Genomic DNA, 17,627 nt, shown 5'->3' with positions numbered 1-17,627 from the left:
TTCTCCTTTAGTTAGATAAATAATGTGTTTGTGCCATGTAAATCAATTGTTTCGTATCTCTTGGCAATAAAGCTCTAGCCTCCTCCAGATTCAGATTTGGATAAACTCGCTTATTTGAAACCGCAAGAGGAAGTCTGATGGTTAGTTCAGGATTTTTTAATATCATTTCAATAAAATCCGTTAATCTTAAATTGTCACAGTTCTTAAATCGTAATAAATTGGGAGATAAAAACTCGAAACAATCTGAAGAATAGCTCATCATCTCAATTAATTTGTCCTTTGTCATTTCAGAAACTGAATGACAAGATACCTCGATACCATAGTTTTGGAAGAATTCTAAAAGAAATTGATTTCTTTGGCTATTTTTACTTAGATAGAGATCAATCATGGGAGACCTCCCAAAGATTCGGTTCCATTTGATATTCTGAAACGATTAAGGAATCTAATAAATTTGAGAAGTTAACTGATTTCTTGTCTTCATCATAAGCTTTTACAGTTACTTGGGTTGTAAGTATTCCCTCTTTTCCCTCGGCTCGATAGCCTTGCCCATATAAAACAAAAACAAGATTATGATTATCATCTACAAAGGCATCAGCTCCGTTCTTTATATCCTGACTTTCAAGGAATTCCATAATGTTTTGAAGATAGGATTCATAAAATAGTGGGTAATTGTGTTTTTTATGGTAATAATCTAAAAATTTCACTTCAAACTCACATGGATAATTGGGCATCAAAAATATTTGTTCATCCAACTGCATCATTTCTGCATCATGTAATTCTGTTTCTAATTCATCACAATATAGTATTGACTCTTTATTTAACGCTTTCATCTTTTTCCTCTATTTCTTTTAATTTCTTTGCGATTGCAGCAATCACAGGAACGGTTACACTATTACCAGCTTGTTTATAGAGCTGACTATTACTAGAGACTTTTCTAGCAGATTCAAAAGCCCAATCAGGAAAGCCCTGCAGTCGAAAACACTCTTTAGGAGTGATTCGTCGTATCCTCAAACGGTAAAATTGCCCATCAATTAAGACACCGGCTACATGATAAATTTGTTTATCTTCTCCTTCATAACTAGCCACTACTACTCCCATTTGCCCACTAGTTGTTAACGTATTCGCTATACCTTTTCCAACTCTACCACGACGATACTGAGAACTTGGTCTTTCCAAATTGATTGAATCTCCAATCTCTGCTTGAGCATATCCTTTTTTCGTTGCCTCCCGGACTTTTAGAAATTGGATTGGTTCTGGAATCAGTATTTTGGGGATTTTATCTCCACCTTGCATCGTAGTCAGTGTTGGAGATAAGCCCTCACTTCCATAGACGCGACCAGTTTCCTTAAAGCTAGTTGGTAAATCTCCAACAACGACAATACCATGGCGATCCTGAGTATTTAAAGTAAACATTGGCTCTTGATTATCCTTGAAACGTCTACCATTTTGTCTCTTTTCTAATCTGTCAGGTGTCATACAAGGAATCGCAACTTTAAATCCTTCTCCTTTTCCACGAACTAAGGTTGGCGCAAGACCTTCTGAATAATAGACTTTACCACTCATTCCACTTTTTGATGGATTTAAATTCCCTAGTGCTTTCAAAGTCTCAGGGTTAGTTGCTTGACCTTCTCGTCTGAAAGGAAATAGGAGTCTGGTACCTTTCTTTCTAGAATGTCCGATAATAAACACCCTCTCTCTGTTTTGGGGAACGCCAAAATCCTTACTGTTAAGCACCTGCCACTCAACATCAAACCCCAACTCATCAAGTGTGGTAAGAATTGTGGTGAACGTCCGTCCCTTATCGTGATTGAGTAGGCCTTTAACATTTTCAAGAAAAAGAAAACGTGGTTGGATTTGTTTGGTCGCTCGAGCAATTTCAAAGAACAAAGTTCCTCTAGTATCTTCAAATCCCAATCGTCTTCCTGCGATTGAAAATGCTTGACAAGGGAATCCCCCACAGATGACATCGACTTTCCCTCTGAGTTTTTTAAATTCGTCATCTGAAACATCTCGTATGTCATGAAATTCTATTTCTCCTTCCGTTTGAAAAATGGACTTATAAGATTTCCTAGCAAATTTATCAATCTCACAAAATCCAATACACTCGTGTCCAACACTTTCCATTCCTAGTCGAAAACCCCCGATACCTGAAAATAAATCAATAAATCTCATTTCTTTATCACCCCTTTCTGATCGACTATCAATGCCCAAAGAGTCATACCGCTTGAAATTAAAATGAGCAAAACTAATATCCACTCGATTGACGACATTTAACCACCTCCTTTTCTAACACGGTTATTCCAAACAGAATACAGGCCATTAAACACAAATTCAGCAAGTACTTCCGCTCGTCTAACAAAGTGAACATTATCTAGAGCATACTGATAGATTCTTTCAAAATCAGTCATAGCTATATCACTGGCTGTTTCAGAAAAACCTTCTCGTCTAAATTGATCTTGTACCAATCCCCAAATATAATCTCGATCATATTTTGTGACCTTTTCTACTTTTCTTCTCAAGATAGGTTGAGTATTCCTTTCTTCCTCATCCTCAATAAATAAAGAATCAGTCTCACTATATTTAGTCTCACTAACTTCAGTCTCACTAGGGGCTGAATGTGAGACGGGGGCCGTTTCATTTTCAACCTGCCCTAGTCTTTTTTTAACACTAGGCCTGTTTGAATTACCTACTGGGGTAGAAGACAACTCCCCTAAATAAATCTTATTAGCTAGTCTTCCTTTCTCACTTGAAGACTGTTGAACTTCATCAATTAAGTCATATTCTTTAAGAGTTTTTTTGATTGATAGTAGTTTTGACTTCGAACAACCTAACAGCCTCATCAGTTTAGAATTAGAAAATACTAAATAAACCGCCCCTTCTTCATCTATCCAACCACGACTAAGAGATAATTCTAAACGATCTTTTAAAATAGAATAAGCCACCTTTACTTCTAGTTTCATATCCATATATTTCTCATCCTCAAAAAGAATTTTAGGTAATTTATAATACCGTTCTGAAGTTTGGTATTGATTTGCGGTAATTCGTTTCATAGCGCTCCTCCTAGTTCTTTGAGTATTAAATCTCCACTTGATTCCAATCGAACCAAGCCACTTTTTTCTAATTCAGCCATAAGAGAGATGGCTTCAACAATATCAATTCCCATTTCACGTACTAAAAATGAAATGACAATATAGCGTGATGATTGTAATTCCTTTGTCATTTTCCCTCCTGAAAATAAAAAAAAGGAGAACAATATTCAATTGTTCTCCACGATAAATTTGTTAAAAAGAAAAACCCTGCCAAATTAATTTTTGGTAGGGTTTTTGGTAGGAAACTAAATTAATTTATCAGTTTCTAAAATGTGTTCACGATTCTAAAAGGCTGATACTATAGTATTCCGATTTCTAATTGGTATATGCCTCTTATTTAAGAGTAACAGTTACACTAATCCTTGAAACGCTGTTTTAACAACATTTCTGTAATTATTTTTTAGCTTAGTGGGGTTTTGGTGGGGTTTGCCGATACTCCAAACTTAAATAATGCTTGAGTGATATCTTTACCGCCTGTTGCTTTTTGACTCTCATAGATATGTGCATAGGTGTTTAAGGTTGTTGCTTTATCCACTCTCCCAGAACGTTGAGAAACATATAGTACATCTTTCCCAAGAACGTTTATCAAGAAAGAGTCATGTGAATGTCTAAGTCCCTTACCACTTATTACTTCTACTCCTGCTTTTTTAGCTTGACGTTTTAGAATTCTACTCAATGTGCATTTACTGAGTGGTTTTCCGAATCTAGCTAACACGTAGCTGTCATCATCATTTTCCACTTGAATTGAACGCCATTTTTGAAGAACATTTACAGTTTCATCATCTAACTCAATCCACCTTATACCAGCTGAAGTTTTAGTTTGATTTTTGCGAGTAAAGACTCCGTTTCCTTCATACTCCAGTGTACTTTGAACATGTAAGAGCTTTTTGTCGAAATCAATATCAGACCAAATTAAACTTAATCCTTCTGATACACGAAGACCCGTAAAGAAATAGAGCCATATGGCAGTAAATCTATGCCTTTCTTCATAATCCCGTAGGTCAAAGGTGGCGACTACTTTTTTTAAGTCTTCTAGAGTCCAAAACTTTGTATCTGGTCGTTTCCCTTTCGGATTATCAAGAGATTTGCAAGGAAATTCATCAATATATCCCAGCCTCTCTGCGTACCCAATACAATGCTTAAATCGAATCCATACGCCTTTAGCATAATTTGGTGAATACTTTTCAATCAGATATATCCTGAATTTTTCGCACTCTCGAACATCAATTTCAGAAAGTCTTTTGCTACCAAAGATTTCAACAAACATTTTGTGATGTGTTAAAGCTGTTCGATAAGTGACAGCTTGAACCGTTTGTTTGTAATAAGGTAGATATACTTCTTCCATGTATTGAGAAAAACTTAGATAGTACCCATCATTATTATCTTTCATTTGGAATTCAACCCTCACTCTACAAAGTTCATCATATGCTTGCTTTTCGGAGCGAAAGGGATTTCCAAATTGGTCTTTATAGCTTTTTTTGCGTTGGCGTTTACCAGTTATATTATTAGCCTTGAACTCAGTTTGATAATATATTCTTCCTTGTTTATCCCGTGATACACCACGGTATTTTTTATTTGCCATTTTCTAAGTTTCCCTTCTTTATTTAAAAGGTAACTCGAAGCCTAACAAATCTTCTACAATATAAGTAGGCGCAAGGTCTAGTCTAGAATTTTCAAAGGGCGATTTCCTCAATTTTACCAAATTATTTGTAGAATTGCTAGTTTCTTCAAACTTTGCTACTGCTATCGCTTTTGATTGTTTAATAATATTTCTTGCAGTATGCTCTGGAAAGCCAAGCTCCATTAATCTTTTATGATTTATTGTTCTTGTCAATCGTTACTTCCTCCTTGCATATCTTCTTGAATCCAAATATTTCGCAAAGAAATAGGTTTTGTCCATTATTAAGTTAAGTAAGTGAGGGTTTTCAGTTCTCGCATATCTAACCAGATTATTAAACTCAGTAAAATTATATTCTTCGATAATGTCAATTATCAGAGATAAAAATTTATCATGGTTATTACTAGTAAGAAATTTGTCTAATTCAAATCCGCAACCCGATTCAATATCATTGATATCATATAGTGTTTTATCTGGATTCTCCGCATGAATAAAATAATCATACATGCCTTTAGGGGACATGATAACTTCAATGTGACTAGGTGTATTCAGGTGCTTAGTCAACAGTTCAGAGACTTGGGAGTAACTTTTTAGAGATTCAAAGAAGAGCGCTCCATGTTTGTGAGCCTTTTTTAATTCCCCTGTTTCCTTGTTCACGTCTCTATCGTGCCACGGACTCAAAGCAAAGGGAATATGCAAGTTTTCAAGTACCTCTAAATAATTTTCAGGCGCACTTTCCTGATAGAGCAGAAATGCCCATTTATTCGAGCGTTTATCTTTTGTCATATACTTCCTTTCGTGATTATTGATTATTGGTGTAATGGTGGTCGTAGTAACCCCATTACACACGAATTAAAACAGCGATAAGAAAGAGTGGTACTTTTGGCTTTCACTTCGTGAGCCAAGCACCACCCTTTCCCTTATCGTTTAGCACCCATAAACCAAAGTTTACCTTTCTCCCGATTTGGTGCAGAGAAATAATACTTGGGATTTCGGCTTGAAACTTCCTCTTTGATATGTTCTTCCATTTCTCGTAAGAGTTTTTGTGCCTGTTGAGTTTTAGGTACTTTTAGAAAGACAGAAACAGAATCCTTTCTGACATCCACCGTACACTTGGAAACCTCTCGATTGAAACTTCTTAGAACAGGATTAAATCGAGTGACTGTCTGATTTTCTATTGTCATAACAGGTTCAGAATGTTCCTCCTGTCTAAGAAATTGTCTCAATCGTAAGGTTTGGTAAATAGATTTGAAATAGTTCCATACAGAATCTTTCAAGATTCTCTGACTAAGTTCAATTATGATTAGGATAATACCAATCAGTACAATCAAATATGAAAGTGACTGAATACATTGTTCTACCACTTGTAACTTTGTTTGAATATCTACAAAGACTGATTGAGAATTCAAGAAAGCACTTATCTTGATTTGTTTACCTAGTACATGAAATCCATAACTTAGTAAGAAGGTAACGAAACCAAAGAAAAGTAAATTCAGGTTAAAATTAAACGTTTTTTGAAAGAAACTTCTTTTCATATTACAAAATACCTTTCTTAGTGTAGTAGGTTGGACAAAGGAGAGGCAATACTTGATAAGGGTGTTCATTATCAATGATTTGAATCAAGCCTGTTCCTTTTCCAATCGGAATGACAATGCCTTCAGGGTCAAGGTCGGGAAACAAAAATTGTGTAGTCCTTTTATTAATGTTTCCAATCTGTATTAATATATTAATTTGTTCGCGTGCTGAAATCGGAATCGTATTATGGTCAAAACGCTGTGATACCAACAGTAAGTGGGTTTTAGTAGCTCTCCCCAGTAGTGCGATTTGAGAAAGCAGTGAGAAAAAGGAGTCTTTGATAACTTTGTTTACACCTTCGGAAAGTGCTAGAACTTCATCAATAACAATGGTTAGATGGTCGAATTCATGGTCAGGATTTTCATAGAGAATTTCTTGACGTTGTTGGATAAGGTCTAAGCACGAACTTAGGTTTTCATTGATTTCTGATACAAAATCAGATTTGGAGCGATTCTTTTGCGGGTGAATCACCGCAATACCATTTTCTCTTGCCCATCTGCTTGGGGTATCATACTTAGGGTCAACGATAATCAGTTCAGAAATCCCTTTTAAGAGGCTCAGAAAGTAGGTCAGAGTATAGGACTTACCTGAACCTGAATTTCCTGCAATGGCAATATGATTGACCTTGTTATAATCTAGAGACAGATTTTTCATGATTGGAATGACATTTTCCTTTTGAGAGTTTGAGAAATCTTCCAAGTCAGAAATGACTAAGCGTTCAGATACGCCCTCTTTCCACGGAAAAAATAGTCCACGCTGAACATGAATATCGTCTGTATCAAGTGCCATAAAGTATGCGGAGTTTTGTTTCAGTAGAGTGTAGCGAGGGAAAAGTGTGGCATTAGCGATAAGGAATATTTTTTGATAGAGTTCATCATCGATGATATATCCCGCTGGTAAGCGGGGAAGAAAGAGAAATCCTTCTTCCATAATCTTGCAGTCAAAGCTATTGGTATAGCTTGTTTCTCCCTGCATAAGTGCTCCCAGTCCCATATTGAGACTTTGAAGAAGATATTGTGACAATTCCTTCTTGGTCATTATTTGACCTCCTTGAGATTATCAGCTTTAAAATAGACATTAAAGCCGACCTCACATGCTTGAAGATTTTCAAATTGTACCATTGCCATATAGGCTGGTAATATTACTTCATTTTCAAACTTTACCACGAAAGGTGGAAGTCCCTTTTGAGAGAACCAACACTTGTAAGCGATAATTTCTCCAGTAGGTTGATTGTCTTCAAACTTAATTTGTGTTTCAAGTTCTACACTCAAGCAATAAATTGCTTGTTTTGAGTCAATGTACTCATTTGCGGTATTGACTGAATAGCCACTTTTACGATTACGTGTTTTCATTTGATATTTCCTTTATTTTATAACCGTTAAGAATCAGCAACTTCCTAACGAGAGAATCAAAAGATTTGCAACTCTTTTGATTGGTCACCATCAAAGCCTTGCTGTGCTTTGATGATTTAATTTTATGATAAATTTAGTAACCATATTTGTTGAACGGATTGTTATTTTTTTGACAACAAAACAAATTTATCAACAACTTGAGAAAATAAAAAAGACTGACTTAATCTATCAATTAAATCAGTCCTATTTTGAAAAGCGTCTAAGTTCTTTTTCTGTTACGAGGCGTAATAAATTATTTTGAATAATAATAAATGTTTCTATAGCTTCATGAATTTCCTCATTCAGTCGAGCTTGCCACCTACTCATAATTTGGCTATTATTTGTAAAATATCCTGGAATATTCATATTTGTGAAATGCGTAAAATCATACCAATCCCTGTCAAAAGCCCTCATTTCTTCAAATGAATTAAAATCAGAGCTTCGATAAATTGGACTAGATTCAATAGTAGAAATTGGAACCGAAGTTGATTTTCCCCAATATTTTGTGACTATCGCTTGGTCAATAATAGCATCTATATCAACTTCACGCGTTTCAATATATTCTGGAACTTCTTTAATTATTATACCAATCTTTTCATACTCTTCTTTCTCTTCATCAGAAAGTACTAAGAACTTACCGCTCTTTAACAAATTTTCAAATAATTCTGCACGTTCTTTTCTCTTAAGTTCAGTATCTAAATTGAATTTTTCAAAATCATTATTCAAATTTATTTCTACAGATTTTTCCCTTTTTATTTGTAGAGGTATAGTTTTTTGATATGACTCAGGTATATCCTCATATAAAAATCTTTCAATTAAATCCTTAACCATGATACCAATTTTAAATATACTATTATTCTTCAATTTTTCAACAACATCTGGAACAATATGCTGAATAAACTGTTCCTCAACCCACGAATAGATAACAGAGTTCATGGATGAATATTTAAAATCATTAAATAAGTTTTTTGCTAAGTATTGGCGAAATGAACGTATAAATTTGTCACTACAAATCATCCATAATTTTTCTTCCATATCGACAATATCAATAACAGTATCTTCATTAATGGGTTTAGAACTACAATTTCTACCAATATTGTAACCCTTCCCTCCAATATATATTGTCTTATCCCATTCCTTATTTACACAATCCATAAAAGTTTCATCAGACTTCAAAAAATTATACCTTTGAATGTTGTATTCTCCAAAAAAATTAGCTAAAGCAATAACGGCTCTTTGAAGTTTTATATCTAATTGACTAAATGCACCTTTTTTATATCTGTGCATGTCAACATCTAAATTTCTTCTAGATACAAGCCTAAACATGTTATTAAAGAACCCTAGTAACAATTCCTCAAACTCTGATTCTGACCCGAAAATAATCTCCTCCTTACTTATATTAAAAGTTATTTCGTAAGCCTCTAGAACTGTATGAGTTATGAAATTATCTCCCTCATTATATTTCATATTTTCAATTTTGCTGATTGCTGATTTATCTGCAATATCGTCTTGCCTAAAGCTACTATTACTTCTTAAATCCGTACAACGCTTAGAAATAGACTCAACTAACTCAGTCTCAAAATTAAACACTATTTCCTCCCTCTTATACCTTAGTTTTCTGCCTCAGTCAGGCCAAACAACTCCATAACCAAGTTATCACTATCAAGATATAACAATTTATTCTTGATTGAATCGAGTATTTTCCTAGACTACTTAATTAAAATATAGAAAAATTAGAAGGTGAACCCTGTAAAATAAAGACAATATAAAAATAAATCATCATTCGAAAATCCTCCTCTATCTTAGAAAATCAAGTGAAAAATCATCAGCGATATTAACCTCAAACGGTGAGCTTTTCCCATAACATATGGCATTTTTTACTAGATATGCTTCAACATAATGACGTCCCGCATAACGAGTACTCTCTTTTCTAACTTTCTTCCCCTCAATTAATTCTGAATTATAAAAATCACCTCTTAAACAATTTGCATTTTCAGCTTCTTTACCTGTGTTAGTAACTTGCCACCATATTTCGTAATCTTTTAATCTTTTAGCTTGTACTTCAAATCTCAAATCTCCATGTTTATTTAATATCGTACCGCTTTTAATTTCCTTCCATCTAAATCCAGAATGCAAATACTTTGCCTTAATTGATACTTCTTCTTTTGAAAGATTTAGCCATTGTGACTTCTGGTGGTGTGGTATTAAACTTACACTGGTGATTGGTAGTTGATTTTCAAAATCTCTAAATAAACTTCTCCTGAGATATTGGATTTTATCAGAATAAGATAAATTATGATTTCTGACATTAAAATCTGATTCTAATTGTTGTAACCAAATTTTAAAGAATTCAAAATAACTGCTATCTTTATCCCACTTGCTTGAAAGAACTTCTTCCTCATTTACAGGATTATAAACACAAGGCTTTCCATTTCTTATTTCTATTCCATCTTTCAAATGTTCTATAACATAGTTCATAATATCCCAAAAGTCACTGTTATACGAACTGGCAGACTGGTACTGTTTTGCTGCTAAAGTAGTAATGATGATAGAGCTTGGCTTATGCTCAATATCATCTGCAAAACAAACCTCAGCGTGTCTTTTCAGAATCTGTACAATTCTTTGCAATGGTGTTTTAATCTTATATTCGGGAATTTTTTCAATGGAAGCATAAAATCTCTTAGCAACTTCTTCTTGATATATAGAAAATTTTGAGATATCTCTAAACCACTTAGCATATCCTTTAGGATTACTTGTTTCCCAATCAGTAGATACTTCATAATAGTTATTATTACTTTTATCTGTGATAGCTATATACCCATCATCCTTTTCATTTAAGGGTACTGACGGTAAAATATCTATATGAAAATTGTTCTCATCAACATATTTTAATGTCCAACATCGCTTACTTTCCTCTGGGGCGTTAGACATTGATTGTGATTTAGCATAGCTTTTTACAATTTTTCCTAAGTCATATTTTAAAGAAAATTGAGACTGTTCTTCTCTTCTCAAACCTGTAAAGTTACAAACTATATCTATATCGTAAGCTCCATCTTCTGTTAGAGGTTTGATTGCCGTCCCCAATTTAAATGAACCCTGTAAATATATATCAGGTCTATAAAAACTAAGTTCTGAATTTTTGATATAGTCGGCGATTGAATTATATCTCTGAGTAGCTTTTTCATATTTAGAATCTGAAACATCTAACTCCTCAATGAGGCTTTTTATCTCTTTTGGGATTACAATATCTACCAAATTACATTCCTCCTAAACTATATACCTAGCAGTGGTAGAAATTTTTTTAGAAAGTCCATCTTTAGTAAAACAAGACTTCTCTATATCTTCAGCTTTAACAGGGAGATAATGTTCACTTTTTAACACATCATCCAGTATTTCCTTTGGTATTTTCACTTCAAAAATTTCAAAGATTTTTAGTTCGTCCATTTGAAAGTGAGTTGAGAACGTAATAGGTTCTTTTACAGTCTTTAGATATTCAACCTGTGATTGTTTTATCAAATTTTCAATAGATATACCTGATGGTTCCAATTCTTCAATAAGTTCCCTAATGACCGTAATTTCTCTATTCTTTTTCGTATCAAACCAGTCAAGAAATTTTACAAGATGTTTGCCTGTTGTTACTAGTCTTAAATCACCATTTTCATAAAAATGACTTTCAGATTCATCTTTTAATTCTAGATTTTCCTTCAGCCCATTAAATGAATCGTAGTATTTATAAACACCTCCAATTGGCTGATATTGGTCTATTCGATTCCCCCTTATTAACAGGTATTTGTTATTATATCTTATTCGAAAAAGATAAGCACAGCTCAATCTTACATTTTTATTCCATCTAATCAGTGATTGATAGCTTATTTTTAATCTTAATCTATTATGAAAAATAGTTGAGGCAAGAAAAGTAATAAATGCAACAATCAGATTAACAAAAATATCCTGTATCATTTTACTCCTCCACTTCAAATTTAGGTAGTGTATTAACTAAATCTACAGTCTGAATTGAAACGTTAATAATTCTCAATAATAGATTAAAAATATATTTCTCATCTTTACTGTAAGCATTTGGGTCATCTGTTATACCCGATTTTTTATCTGTTTTCACTTGATACTGGTCAATAATCCATTCAATTGCTGAGCGTCCATTCACCACATATTCATAAGCTTTCTCAGGAATGTTGCTAATCGTAATATCATTATTAAATATTATAGTTGATAAATCATTTACAGCTCTACCATTTTCATCACGTTTCTTAGCAAATCTCATCTTAGTTACCTTATAGCTTGGATTGACTAAAGGTACTATTTCAACACCTTCATAAACTGGTACTTCTTCATAGTTAAGATGTAAGTCCATGAGAGCCTTACCAACTTCAACATAGCGCTCCTTATCTTTGACAATCGGGATTCTCGCCAAATCCTTCTTCAAGTCATTAGCATATTTTTCTTGATACTCACGAGAATTAAGTAAACCATAAACGTAGGCAAAAGTGTCATTTAAGCTTAAACCAAGTTTATCCGCAAAGGCTTGGTTCATATTATCATGAGATTGGAAAAGCTGTGTTTCATCCACTTCATTATCATAACGCATGAAACCTTGACCATTCATCATTGACTGAATATCTGGTAATTCATTAGTTACAATTGCTGAAAAATCACGATTAGTCCCTCTACCAGTTGTCATAATCACGAGATTTTTATCTCCAAATTTTCGATAATATTGACCTGGACGCTCTACTAGTTCATATTGATAATAAAGCCATTTTTTTGTGAATGGTCTATACATTGTCAAATGTAGGTGTTCATGTGAGTATTTTATTTCCTTAGATTTGGTAATTAAATCTTCTAATTTAACTGACCACTTGACAAAATCATCTTTTCGATTAAGAATACCTTTACGTTCGTCAGGAGAGATATTTTTTAGCCTTTTCAACTCAGACATATAATTCTCAATAAGGCGTCGGCTATTTCGGCTAACCATTTCTTTTGAAAAAGCTGATACCCATGTGTCACGGTTGGTTGCAATTCCAATTGCACTACTTAAAAATGTTGACTGCTCATCTCCTGCAATACTAGCATAATTCTGATAATTAGGGTCACGTTGATTAAGCCAATCATTATTGTCATCAGGGTGAATAGTTTGCCAATCAATCGAAGAAATATCACTAAATTCTTCAATAATTTTCAATTTTTCCTTTTGTGATAGGTAATCACCAATATCATGATAATGAAGTTCATGTTTGTCTGAACCGTCTTTGACTAGAATAGAAATAGCTACTGTTGTCCTAGTTCCTGCACCAAAAATATTTCCAGCCTCTTTTTTTCGAGTCTCACCGTTTCCCAATGCATTTCCCCTTAGATTGAAAATGTAGAGATGATTAAAATCTTTATAAAGACCAGCGCGTAGACCATCAGCTGAATTTGTATTAAGATATGAACCATTTGTTACAAAACCAATGACTCCATTTTTGCCTAATCGGTCACTAGCCCAACGAAAAGCTTTTACATAAGAATCATAAAGCCCCTTAGTTAATGATGTACTAGAATTAGCAACATAAGTATGTTCAATACGACTATCTAGCTTAGGATAAGAAATATTTTGATTATTATCATTAGCACTTGTTTGACCAATAGAATATGGCGGATTACCTATAATAGCTGTAATCGTCTTATCTTTCTGACGTTTAAGACGCTCATCATTTTGACCAAAGAATGAGTCATCTAATGTATCTTCGATTTCAGTCGATTCAAAGGTATCTGTCAGAACAATTCCTTCAAATAGATGATATGGATTCTCTCCATTGAGCTCATCAAATACAGCTTCAATATTTATCGCTGAAATATAATAACTGAGAAGTACAATTTCATTGGCATGAAGTTCTTGAGTGTATTTTCTTAAAATATCAGCATAAGTTATCTCACCCTTGTCCATCAATTCTTTCAGATAGTTAAGCGTTCTAGTAATAAAGGTTCCTGTACCAGTAAATGGGTCAAGGATATGAACGTTCTCACTAGCCAAAGTTTTACCAAAATGTTTCCTCAAAACAACATCAACAGATTTAACAATAAAGTCAACAACTTCAACTGGTGTAAAGACAATCCCTAAACGTTCTGTCGTTGATTTGAAACCAGTTGAAAAGAATTTATCATAGAGCGTTATGATAATTTTTTGTTTTGCTTGTGCATTATCAATACCTTCTGCACGCAAACGAACAGAATCATAGAAAGGCTCCAGCTCTTTTTGCTCTTTTTCAAAGCCAAATTTAGAAAGTTCATCAATAATTTTTTCCATTGCTGAACTGACAGGATTATTCTTGATAAAGCTATATTCCCCAAAAAGGGTGTCAAAAATAGGCAATGTAATCAAATGCTGAGAAAGCATTTCAATTGCTTGGTTCTTATCAATTGATTCATTGATGTTATGTTGTAAACTATGAAGAAACTTATCAAATGATTTTTTACTTTCAGAATTTTGCTCTAGAATAATGTTAATTCCTTGAATATGACGTCTTGCAATATCCGCCACATCCTTAGACCAATCTTCTAGATATCGTCTATCGCCAACTTTTTGAACTATCTTACCATAAATTGCACCTTCTACTGCTTCCCAATCCAATTCTAATTCTGTTTGAATGTTAACTGGTGCATATCCCTTGAAATCATTATTGAAATTAGGGTCATCTGGTGCACCACCTACTCCGATAACTTGGATATTTTTTGGCTTTTTCTTATTTAACTCTAGTTTATTAATAGTTGCTTCAAATCGTTCATCTACTGAACGAAGGGCATTTAATACTTGCCAAATAACATCATACCTTGTGTTATTATCCAAAATTGTTTCTGGCGTTTCTCCTGCTGGAACCACAATTGGCAGAATAATGTATCCATACTCTTTTCCCTCAAATTTACGTATAATTCGACCTACAGCTTGAACAATATCAACTTGAGATTTACGAGGTGATAAAAAGACAATAGCGTCCAAGTTAGGAACGTCAATCCCCTCTGTTAAGAAACGTACATTAGACAAAATGCGAGCAGAATCTTCTGGAATATCATCGCTTGCAAGCCAATCCAGTGCTTCGTTTTTCTCAAGAGCATTCATGCTACCATCAACATGACGCACATTAACAGAATAACCTTCTTCACTATCAAGGTAATCATTAACCACATTTTCAAATTGTTCTGAAAGACGTTGACTATCCTTAATTGTTCTTGAAAAAGCAATGGCACGCTTCATTGGCTCTCCAGAGACTTTATCTGCGAATGTCTCACGCTTAATCATACCATTCCAAACACCGATAATACGGCCAACATCATCAATATTAAGACCATTTTCAGGGTCAGAAAGTGATTTTTGCATATCTTTCTGAATAACAGTTTCATCAACTGCCAAAACCATAAGTTTATAATCTGTTAAAATATCATGACTAATGGCATCACCGAATCCTAAACGATAAAATACCTTTCCATAAAGACTTTCATCATCCATACTTGAAATAACAATTGAATTATCTTCTGCCTTCTTTTTAGTATCTCCACCATACAATTTTGGTGTTGCAGTTTGATAAAGTCTTTTAAATCCTCTAACGTTTAAATTACTATGAACTTTAGTAAATACAGAAGCTTCTTCACCTAAAGCTTTAGCTCCAGTAGTTCGGTGAGCTTCATCTGCAATAATCAAATCAAACTCTGGGAATCCGTTTTGTTGAGCTTCACCAAGAACATCAATAGACTGATAAGTACCAAAAACCACTAACATTTCTTTTTTGGGATATTCCATTAACTCTTGATAATTTTCAACAACCTTCTCTGCAGATGTGGTTGCGGGATATCCAATATCGCTTGCTTTTATTGTTAAATTTGATTCATCTTGTTTAACAGTGCCACGACTAGCATTTCTATCACTGGTAACAGCCATAGAGGACATCGTCAACTCAGTGTCATTATTCCAACCTCTTAATGTCTGAGTCAAGAGTTGAATACTAGGAACAAGATAAAGTACCGTATATTGTTCTTGTTCAGCTTCCTTAGCCATAGCTTCTGCCACTTTCAAACTGGTAAATGTTTTTCCAGTTCCCGGAGCCATGATAAGTTGACCACGGTCATTCTCTTTAAAGTGCTCTAAGGCAGATTTGATAACTTCTCTTTGATAGTATCTCGGTTTCTTTTTGGCTTTTACAGTGACTTCTTCTGGACAATCAAAAGAGAACTTTGTCCAATCAATACGAGAATTTCTTAGGTCAGATAAACCAATACGAATAACATCGCTTCTGTCAGACAGAGCATTTTCTGCATTTTTACCCCATTTATCAGTCGAAGCTACTATAATTCCTGATTCATAATAGTCTTTTCCAAGCTCACTTAAGAACGAATCAATATTGGCTTTTTGAATGGCATGATTATAAAACTTAGCCTGAATAGCAACTAATTCACCAGTAAATTTTTCCGCAACCAAATCAACACCGATATCAGCTTTTGGTATGCCAAATTCAGCAGGAACATCAGCTAACATCCATACATTTTTAAATTCATTTTGGTAAGTTGGTTCATTCTGGAAATATGCTCGGGCTAAAAATTCAAAATAAGTACCTCTATCACGCTGAGTTTCAGCTAAACCATTGATTTGTTCGACTAGATTATCAAAAGTCATCTTAGTTACCTTTCTCCTCAAAGGTAAGGGATGACTGATGGTGTTAGTATATTACTATCTAATACATTAAGGGTACCCTTACCTAAATATTCTTTTTTCCTTTATTATACCATGATTTTTTACAAAAAATAAAACCCCACCAAGATTTAATCTTGGTGGGGTTTTGGTGGGGAATGAAATCATTCCTACGATTATTAATCTCTCTAAGAAATTCTAAAACCTTGATTTACTAGGCTTCCGCAATCAAATTGCGATACTCTATTATTTAAGAGTAACTGAAGCTCCAGCTTCTTCCAATTTAGCTTTGATTTCTTCAGCTTCTGCAGTTGCAACGCCTTCTTTAACAAGTGCTGGTGCACCGTCAACAAGTTCTTTAGCTTCTTTAAGACCAAGACCTGTGATTTCACGTACAACTTTGATAACGCCAACTTTTTTGTCGCCTGCAGATGTCAATTCAACGTCGAATGAATCTTTAGCAGCACCAGCGTCAGCAGCACCAGCTGCAGCAACAGCTACAGGAGCAGCTGCAGTTACACCAAATTCTTCTTCGATAGCTTTTACAAGGTCGTTCAATTCAAGGATTGAAGCTTCTTTAATTTCAGCAATAATGTTTTCAATGTTCAATGCCATTGTTATTTCCTCCAAATATGTTTTAAATTTATAATAGATTTTCGTAGCTAGGCTACGCTGCGTAACTTAAGATTAAGCTGCGTCTTCTTTGTTGTCTGCAACCGCTTTGACTGCAAGAGCAACGTTGCGCACTGGCGCTTGAAGTACAGAAAGGAGCATAGAAAGAAGTCCTTCGCGATTTGGAAGAGTTGCAAGTGCAAGAATCTCTTCTTTAGATGCGACAGCGCCTTCGATTGCACCACCTTTGATTTCAAGTGCTTCAGCGTTTTTAGAAAAGTCGTTCAAGATTTTCGCTGGTGCGATAACATCTTCATTAGAAAATGCTACTGCAGATGGTCCAACGAATACAGATGCAAGATCTTCAAGACCAGCTTTTTCAGCTGCACGACGCAAGATTGAATTTTTAATGACTTTATACTCAACTTCGCTTCCACGAAGCTCACGACGAAGAACTGTGTCTTGCTCAACTGTCAAACCACGAGCGTCTACAACGACGATAGATGCAGCAGCTTTCATTTTTTCAGCTACTACGTCAACTAGTTCCGCTTTTTTAGCAATAATTGCTTCACTCATTAGTGTGTTCACCTCCGTTATTATTTTGCTTGGGGAATTTTTCCAAAAGAAAAACGCGCCCAAACCTAGACACGAAAGTACAATACGCT

General features: G+C 34.5%; 17 protein-coding genes and 1 other annotated feature (1 of these 18 only partly in view). All 17 genes read right to left on the bottom strand.

Going from position 1 to position 17,627, the window contains the following annotated elements; genetic code table 11:
• Window positions 1–7: 7 nt before the first annotated feature.
• Window positions 8–388: a thioredoxin domain-containing protein gene (locus QM424_RS04180; RefSeq protein WP_414393177.1), complete on the bottom strand. Its 381-nt coding sequence runs from the start codon at window positions 386–388 to the stop codon at window positions 8–10.
• Complete coding sequence (locus QM424_RS04175; RefSeq protein ID WP_042751129.1) at window positions 381–830, bottom strand: hypothetical protein; 450 nt, start codon at window positions 828–830, stop codon at window positions 381–383. The genes QM424_RS04180 and QM424_RS04175 overlap by 8 nt, the downstream gene beginning before the upstream one ends.
• A complete protein-coding gene (gene dcm / locus QM424_RS04170) occupies window positions 814–2,172 on the bottom strand; it encodes a DNA (cytosine-5-)-methyltransferase (protein WP_414393215.1) in 1,359 nt (452 codons plus the stop codon). Before dcm ends, QM424_RS04175 begins: the two co-directional genes overlap by 17 nt.
• 98 nt (window positions 2,173–2,270) lie before the next feature.
• Window positions 2,271–3,050, bottom strand: a complete 780-nt coding sequence (locus QM424_RS04165) for a replication initiator protein A (RefSeq protein WP_414393175.1) — start codon at window positions 3,048–3,050, stop codon at window positions 2,271–2,273.
• Window positions 3,047–3,220: a hypothetical protein gene (locus QM424_RS04160; protein WP_000159607.1), complete on the bottom strand. Its 174-nt coding sequence runs from the start codon at window positions 3,218–3,220 to the stop codon at window positions 3,047–3,049. The genes QM424_RS04165 and QM424_RS04160 overlap by 4 nt, the downstream gene beginning before the upstream one ends.
• A gap of 269 nt (window positions 3,221–3,489) precedes the next feature.
• Window positions 3,490–4,671, bottom strand: coding sequence for a tyrosine-type recombinase/integrase (locus tag QM424_RS04155; protein ID WP_414393173.1), 1,182 nt, complete (start codon window positions 4,669–4,671; stop codon window positions 3,490–3,492).
• A gap of 18 nt (window positions 4,672–4,689) precedes the next feature.
• Window positions 4,690–4,923, bottom strand: coding sequence for a DUF3173 family protein (locus QM424_RS04150; protein ID WP_000198709.1), 234 nt, complete (start codon window positions 4,921–4,923; stop codon window positions 4,690–4,692).
• A 3-nt stretch (window positions 4,924–4,926) separates the two neighbouring features.
• On the bottom strand, window positions 4,927–5,493 hold the full coding sequence (locus QM424_RS04145) for a replication protein (protein WP_414393170.1): 567 nt from the start codon (window positions 5,491–5,493) through the stop codon (window positions 4,927–4,929).
• A 134-nt stretch (window positions 5,494–5,627) separates the two neighbouring features.
• Window positions 5,628–6,242 carry a hypothetical protein gene (locus QM424_RS04140; protein WP_414393168.1) on the bottom strand — a complete coding sequence of 205 codons (615 nt, stop codon included), beginning with the start codon at window positions 6,240–6,242 and terminating at the stop codon, window positions 5,628–5,630.
• Between the two features lies 1 nt (window position 6,243).
• Window positions 6,244–7,320: a helicase HerA domain-containing protein gene (locus QM424_RS04135; RefSeq protein WP_414393166.1), complete on the bottom strand. Its 1,077-nt coding sequence runs from the start codon at window positions 7,318–7,320 to the stop codon at window positions 6,244–6,246.
• Window positions 7,320–7,634, bottom strand: coding sequence for a hypothetical protein (locus QM424_RS04130; RefSeq protein WP_264340838.1), 315 nt, complete (start codon window positions 7,632–7,634; stop codon window positions 7,320–7,322). The genes QM424_RS04135 and QM424_RS04130 overlap by 1 nt, the downstream gene beginning before the upstream one ends.
• 243 nt (window positions 7,635–7,877) lie before the next feature.
• Window positions 7,878–9,263, bottom strand: coding sequence for a hypothetical protein (locus tag QM424_RS04125; protein ID WP_414393163.1), 1,386 nt, complete (start codon window positions 9,261–9,263; stop codon window positions 7,878–7,880).
• Between the two features lie 207 nt (window positions 9,264–9,470).
• Window positions 9,471–10,928 (bottom strand): nucleotidyltransferase, encoded by a 1,458-nt coding sequence (locus QM424_RS04120; RefSeq protein WP_414393161.1) that lies wholly within the window; start codon window positions 10,926–10,928, stop codon window positions 9,471–9,473.
• 12 nt (window positions 10,929–10,940) lie between these two features.
• Window positions 10,941–11,633, bottom strand: coding sequence for an SMODS-associated NUDIX domain-containing protein (locus QM424_RS04115; protein WP_414393159.1), 693 nt, complete (start codon window positions 11,631–11,633; stop codon window positions 10,941–10,943).
• Window position 11,634: 1 nt separating this feature from the next.
• A complete protein-coding gene (locus QM424_RS04110) occupies window positions 11,635–16,335 on the bottom strand; it encodes a DEAD/DEAH box helicase (RefSeq protein WP_414393156.1) in 4,701 nt (1,566 codons plus the stop codon).
• A 261-nt stretch (window positions 16,336–16,596) separates the two neighbouring features.
• On the bottom strand, window positions 16,597–16,965 hold the full coding sequence (rplL, locus tag QM424_RS04105; RefSeq protein ID WP_001196965.1) for a 50S ribosomal protein L7/L12: 369 nt from the start codon (window positions 16,963–16,965) through the stop codon (window positions 16,597–16,599).
• 72 nt (window positions 16,966–17,037) lie between these two features.
• Window positions 17,038–17,538 (bottom strand): 50S ribosomal protein L10, encoded by a 501-nt coding sequence (gene rplJ / locus QM424_RS04100; protein WP_001287277.1) that lies wholly within the window; start codon window positions 17,536–17,538, stop codon window positions 17,038–17,040.
• A 38-nt stretch (window positions 17,539–17,576) separates the two neighbouring features.
• Window positions 17,577–17,627 (bottom strand) — a sequence feature (ribosomal protein L10 leader region); it runs 85 nt beyond the window's last position.

Origin of the sequence: Streptococcus mitis, assembly GCF_047464945.1 — a bacterium.
GTDB lineage: Bacteria > Bacillota > Bacilli > Lactobacillales > Streptococcaceae > Streptococcus > Streptococcus mitis_EA.
Note: the sequence above shows the minus strand (reverse complement) of the source record. Positions and strands in the feature narration are given on the sequence as shown.

What these genes read in the sequence shown, in the direction of transcription:
- QM424_RS04180 (WP_414393177.1), bottom strand. Translation starts at nt 388, where the DNA reads ATGATTGATCTCTATCTAAGTAAAAATAGCCAAAGAAATCAATTTCTT.
- QM424_RS04175 (WP_042751129.1), bottom strand. Translation starts at nt 830, where the DNA reads ATGAAAGCGTTAAATAAAGAGTCAATACTATATTGTGATGAATTAGAA.
- dcm (WP_414393215.1), bottom strand. Translation starts at nt 2,172, where the DNA reads ATGAGATTTATTGATTTATTTTCAGGTATCGGGGGTTTTCGACTAGGA.
- QM424_RS04165 (WP_414393175.1), bottom strand. Translation starts at nt 3,050, where the DNA reads ATGAAACGAATTACCGCAAATCAATACCAAACTTCAGAACGGTATTAT.
- QM424_RS04160 (WP_000159607.1), bottom strand. Translation starts at nt 3,220, where the DNA reads ATGACAAAGGAATTACAATCATCACGCTATATTGTCATTTCATTTTTA.
- QM424_RS04155 (WP_414393173.1), bottom strand. Translation starts at nt 4,671, where the DNA reads ATGGCAAATAAAAAATACCGTGGTGTATCACGGGATAAACAAGGAAGA.
- QM424_RS04145 (WP_414393170.1), bottom strand. Translation starts at nt 5,493, where the DNA reads ATGACAAAAGATAAACGCTCGAATAAATGGGCATTTCTGCTCTATCAG.
- QM424_RS04140 (WP_414393168.1), bottom strand. Translation starts at nt 6,242, where the DNA reads ATGAAAAGAAGTTTCTTTCAAAAAACGTTTAATTTTAACCTGAATTTA.
- QM424_RS04135 (WP_414393166.1), bottom strand. Translation starts at nt 7,320, where the DNA reads ATGACCAAGAAGGAATTGTCACAATATCTTCTTCAAAGTCTCAATATG.
- QM424_RS04130 (WP_264340838.1), bottom strand. Translation starts at nt 7,634, where the DNA reads ATGAAAACACGTAATCGTAAAAGTGGCTATTCAGTCAATACCGCAAAT.
- QM424_RS04115 (WP_414393159.1), bottom strand. Translation starts at nt 11,633, where the DNA reads ATGATACAGGATATTTTTGTTAATCTGATTGTTGCATTTATTACTTTT.
- QM424_RS04110 (WP_414393156.1), bottom strand. Translation starts at nt 16,335, where the DNA reads ATGACTTTTGATAATCTAGTCGAACAAATCAATGGTTTAGCTGAAACT.
- rplL (WP_001196965.1), bottom strand. Translation starts at nt 16,965, where the DNA reads ATGGCATTGAACATTGAAAACATTATTGCTGAAATTAAAGAAGCTTCA.
- rplJ (WP_001287277.1), bottom strand. Translation starts at nt 17,538, where the DNA reads ATGAGTGAAGCAATTATTGCTAAAAAAGCGGAACTAGTTGACGTAGTA.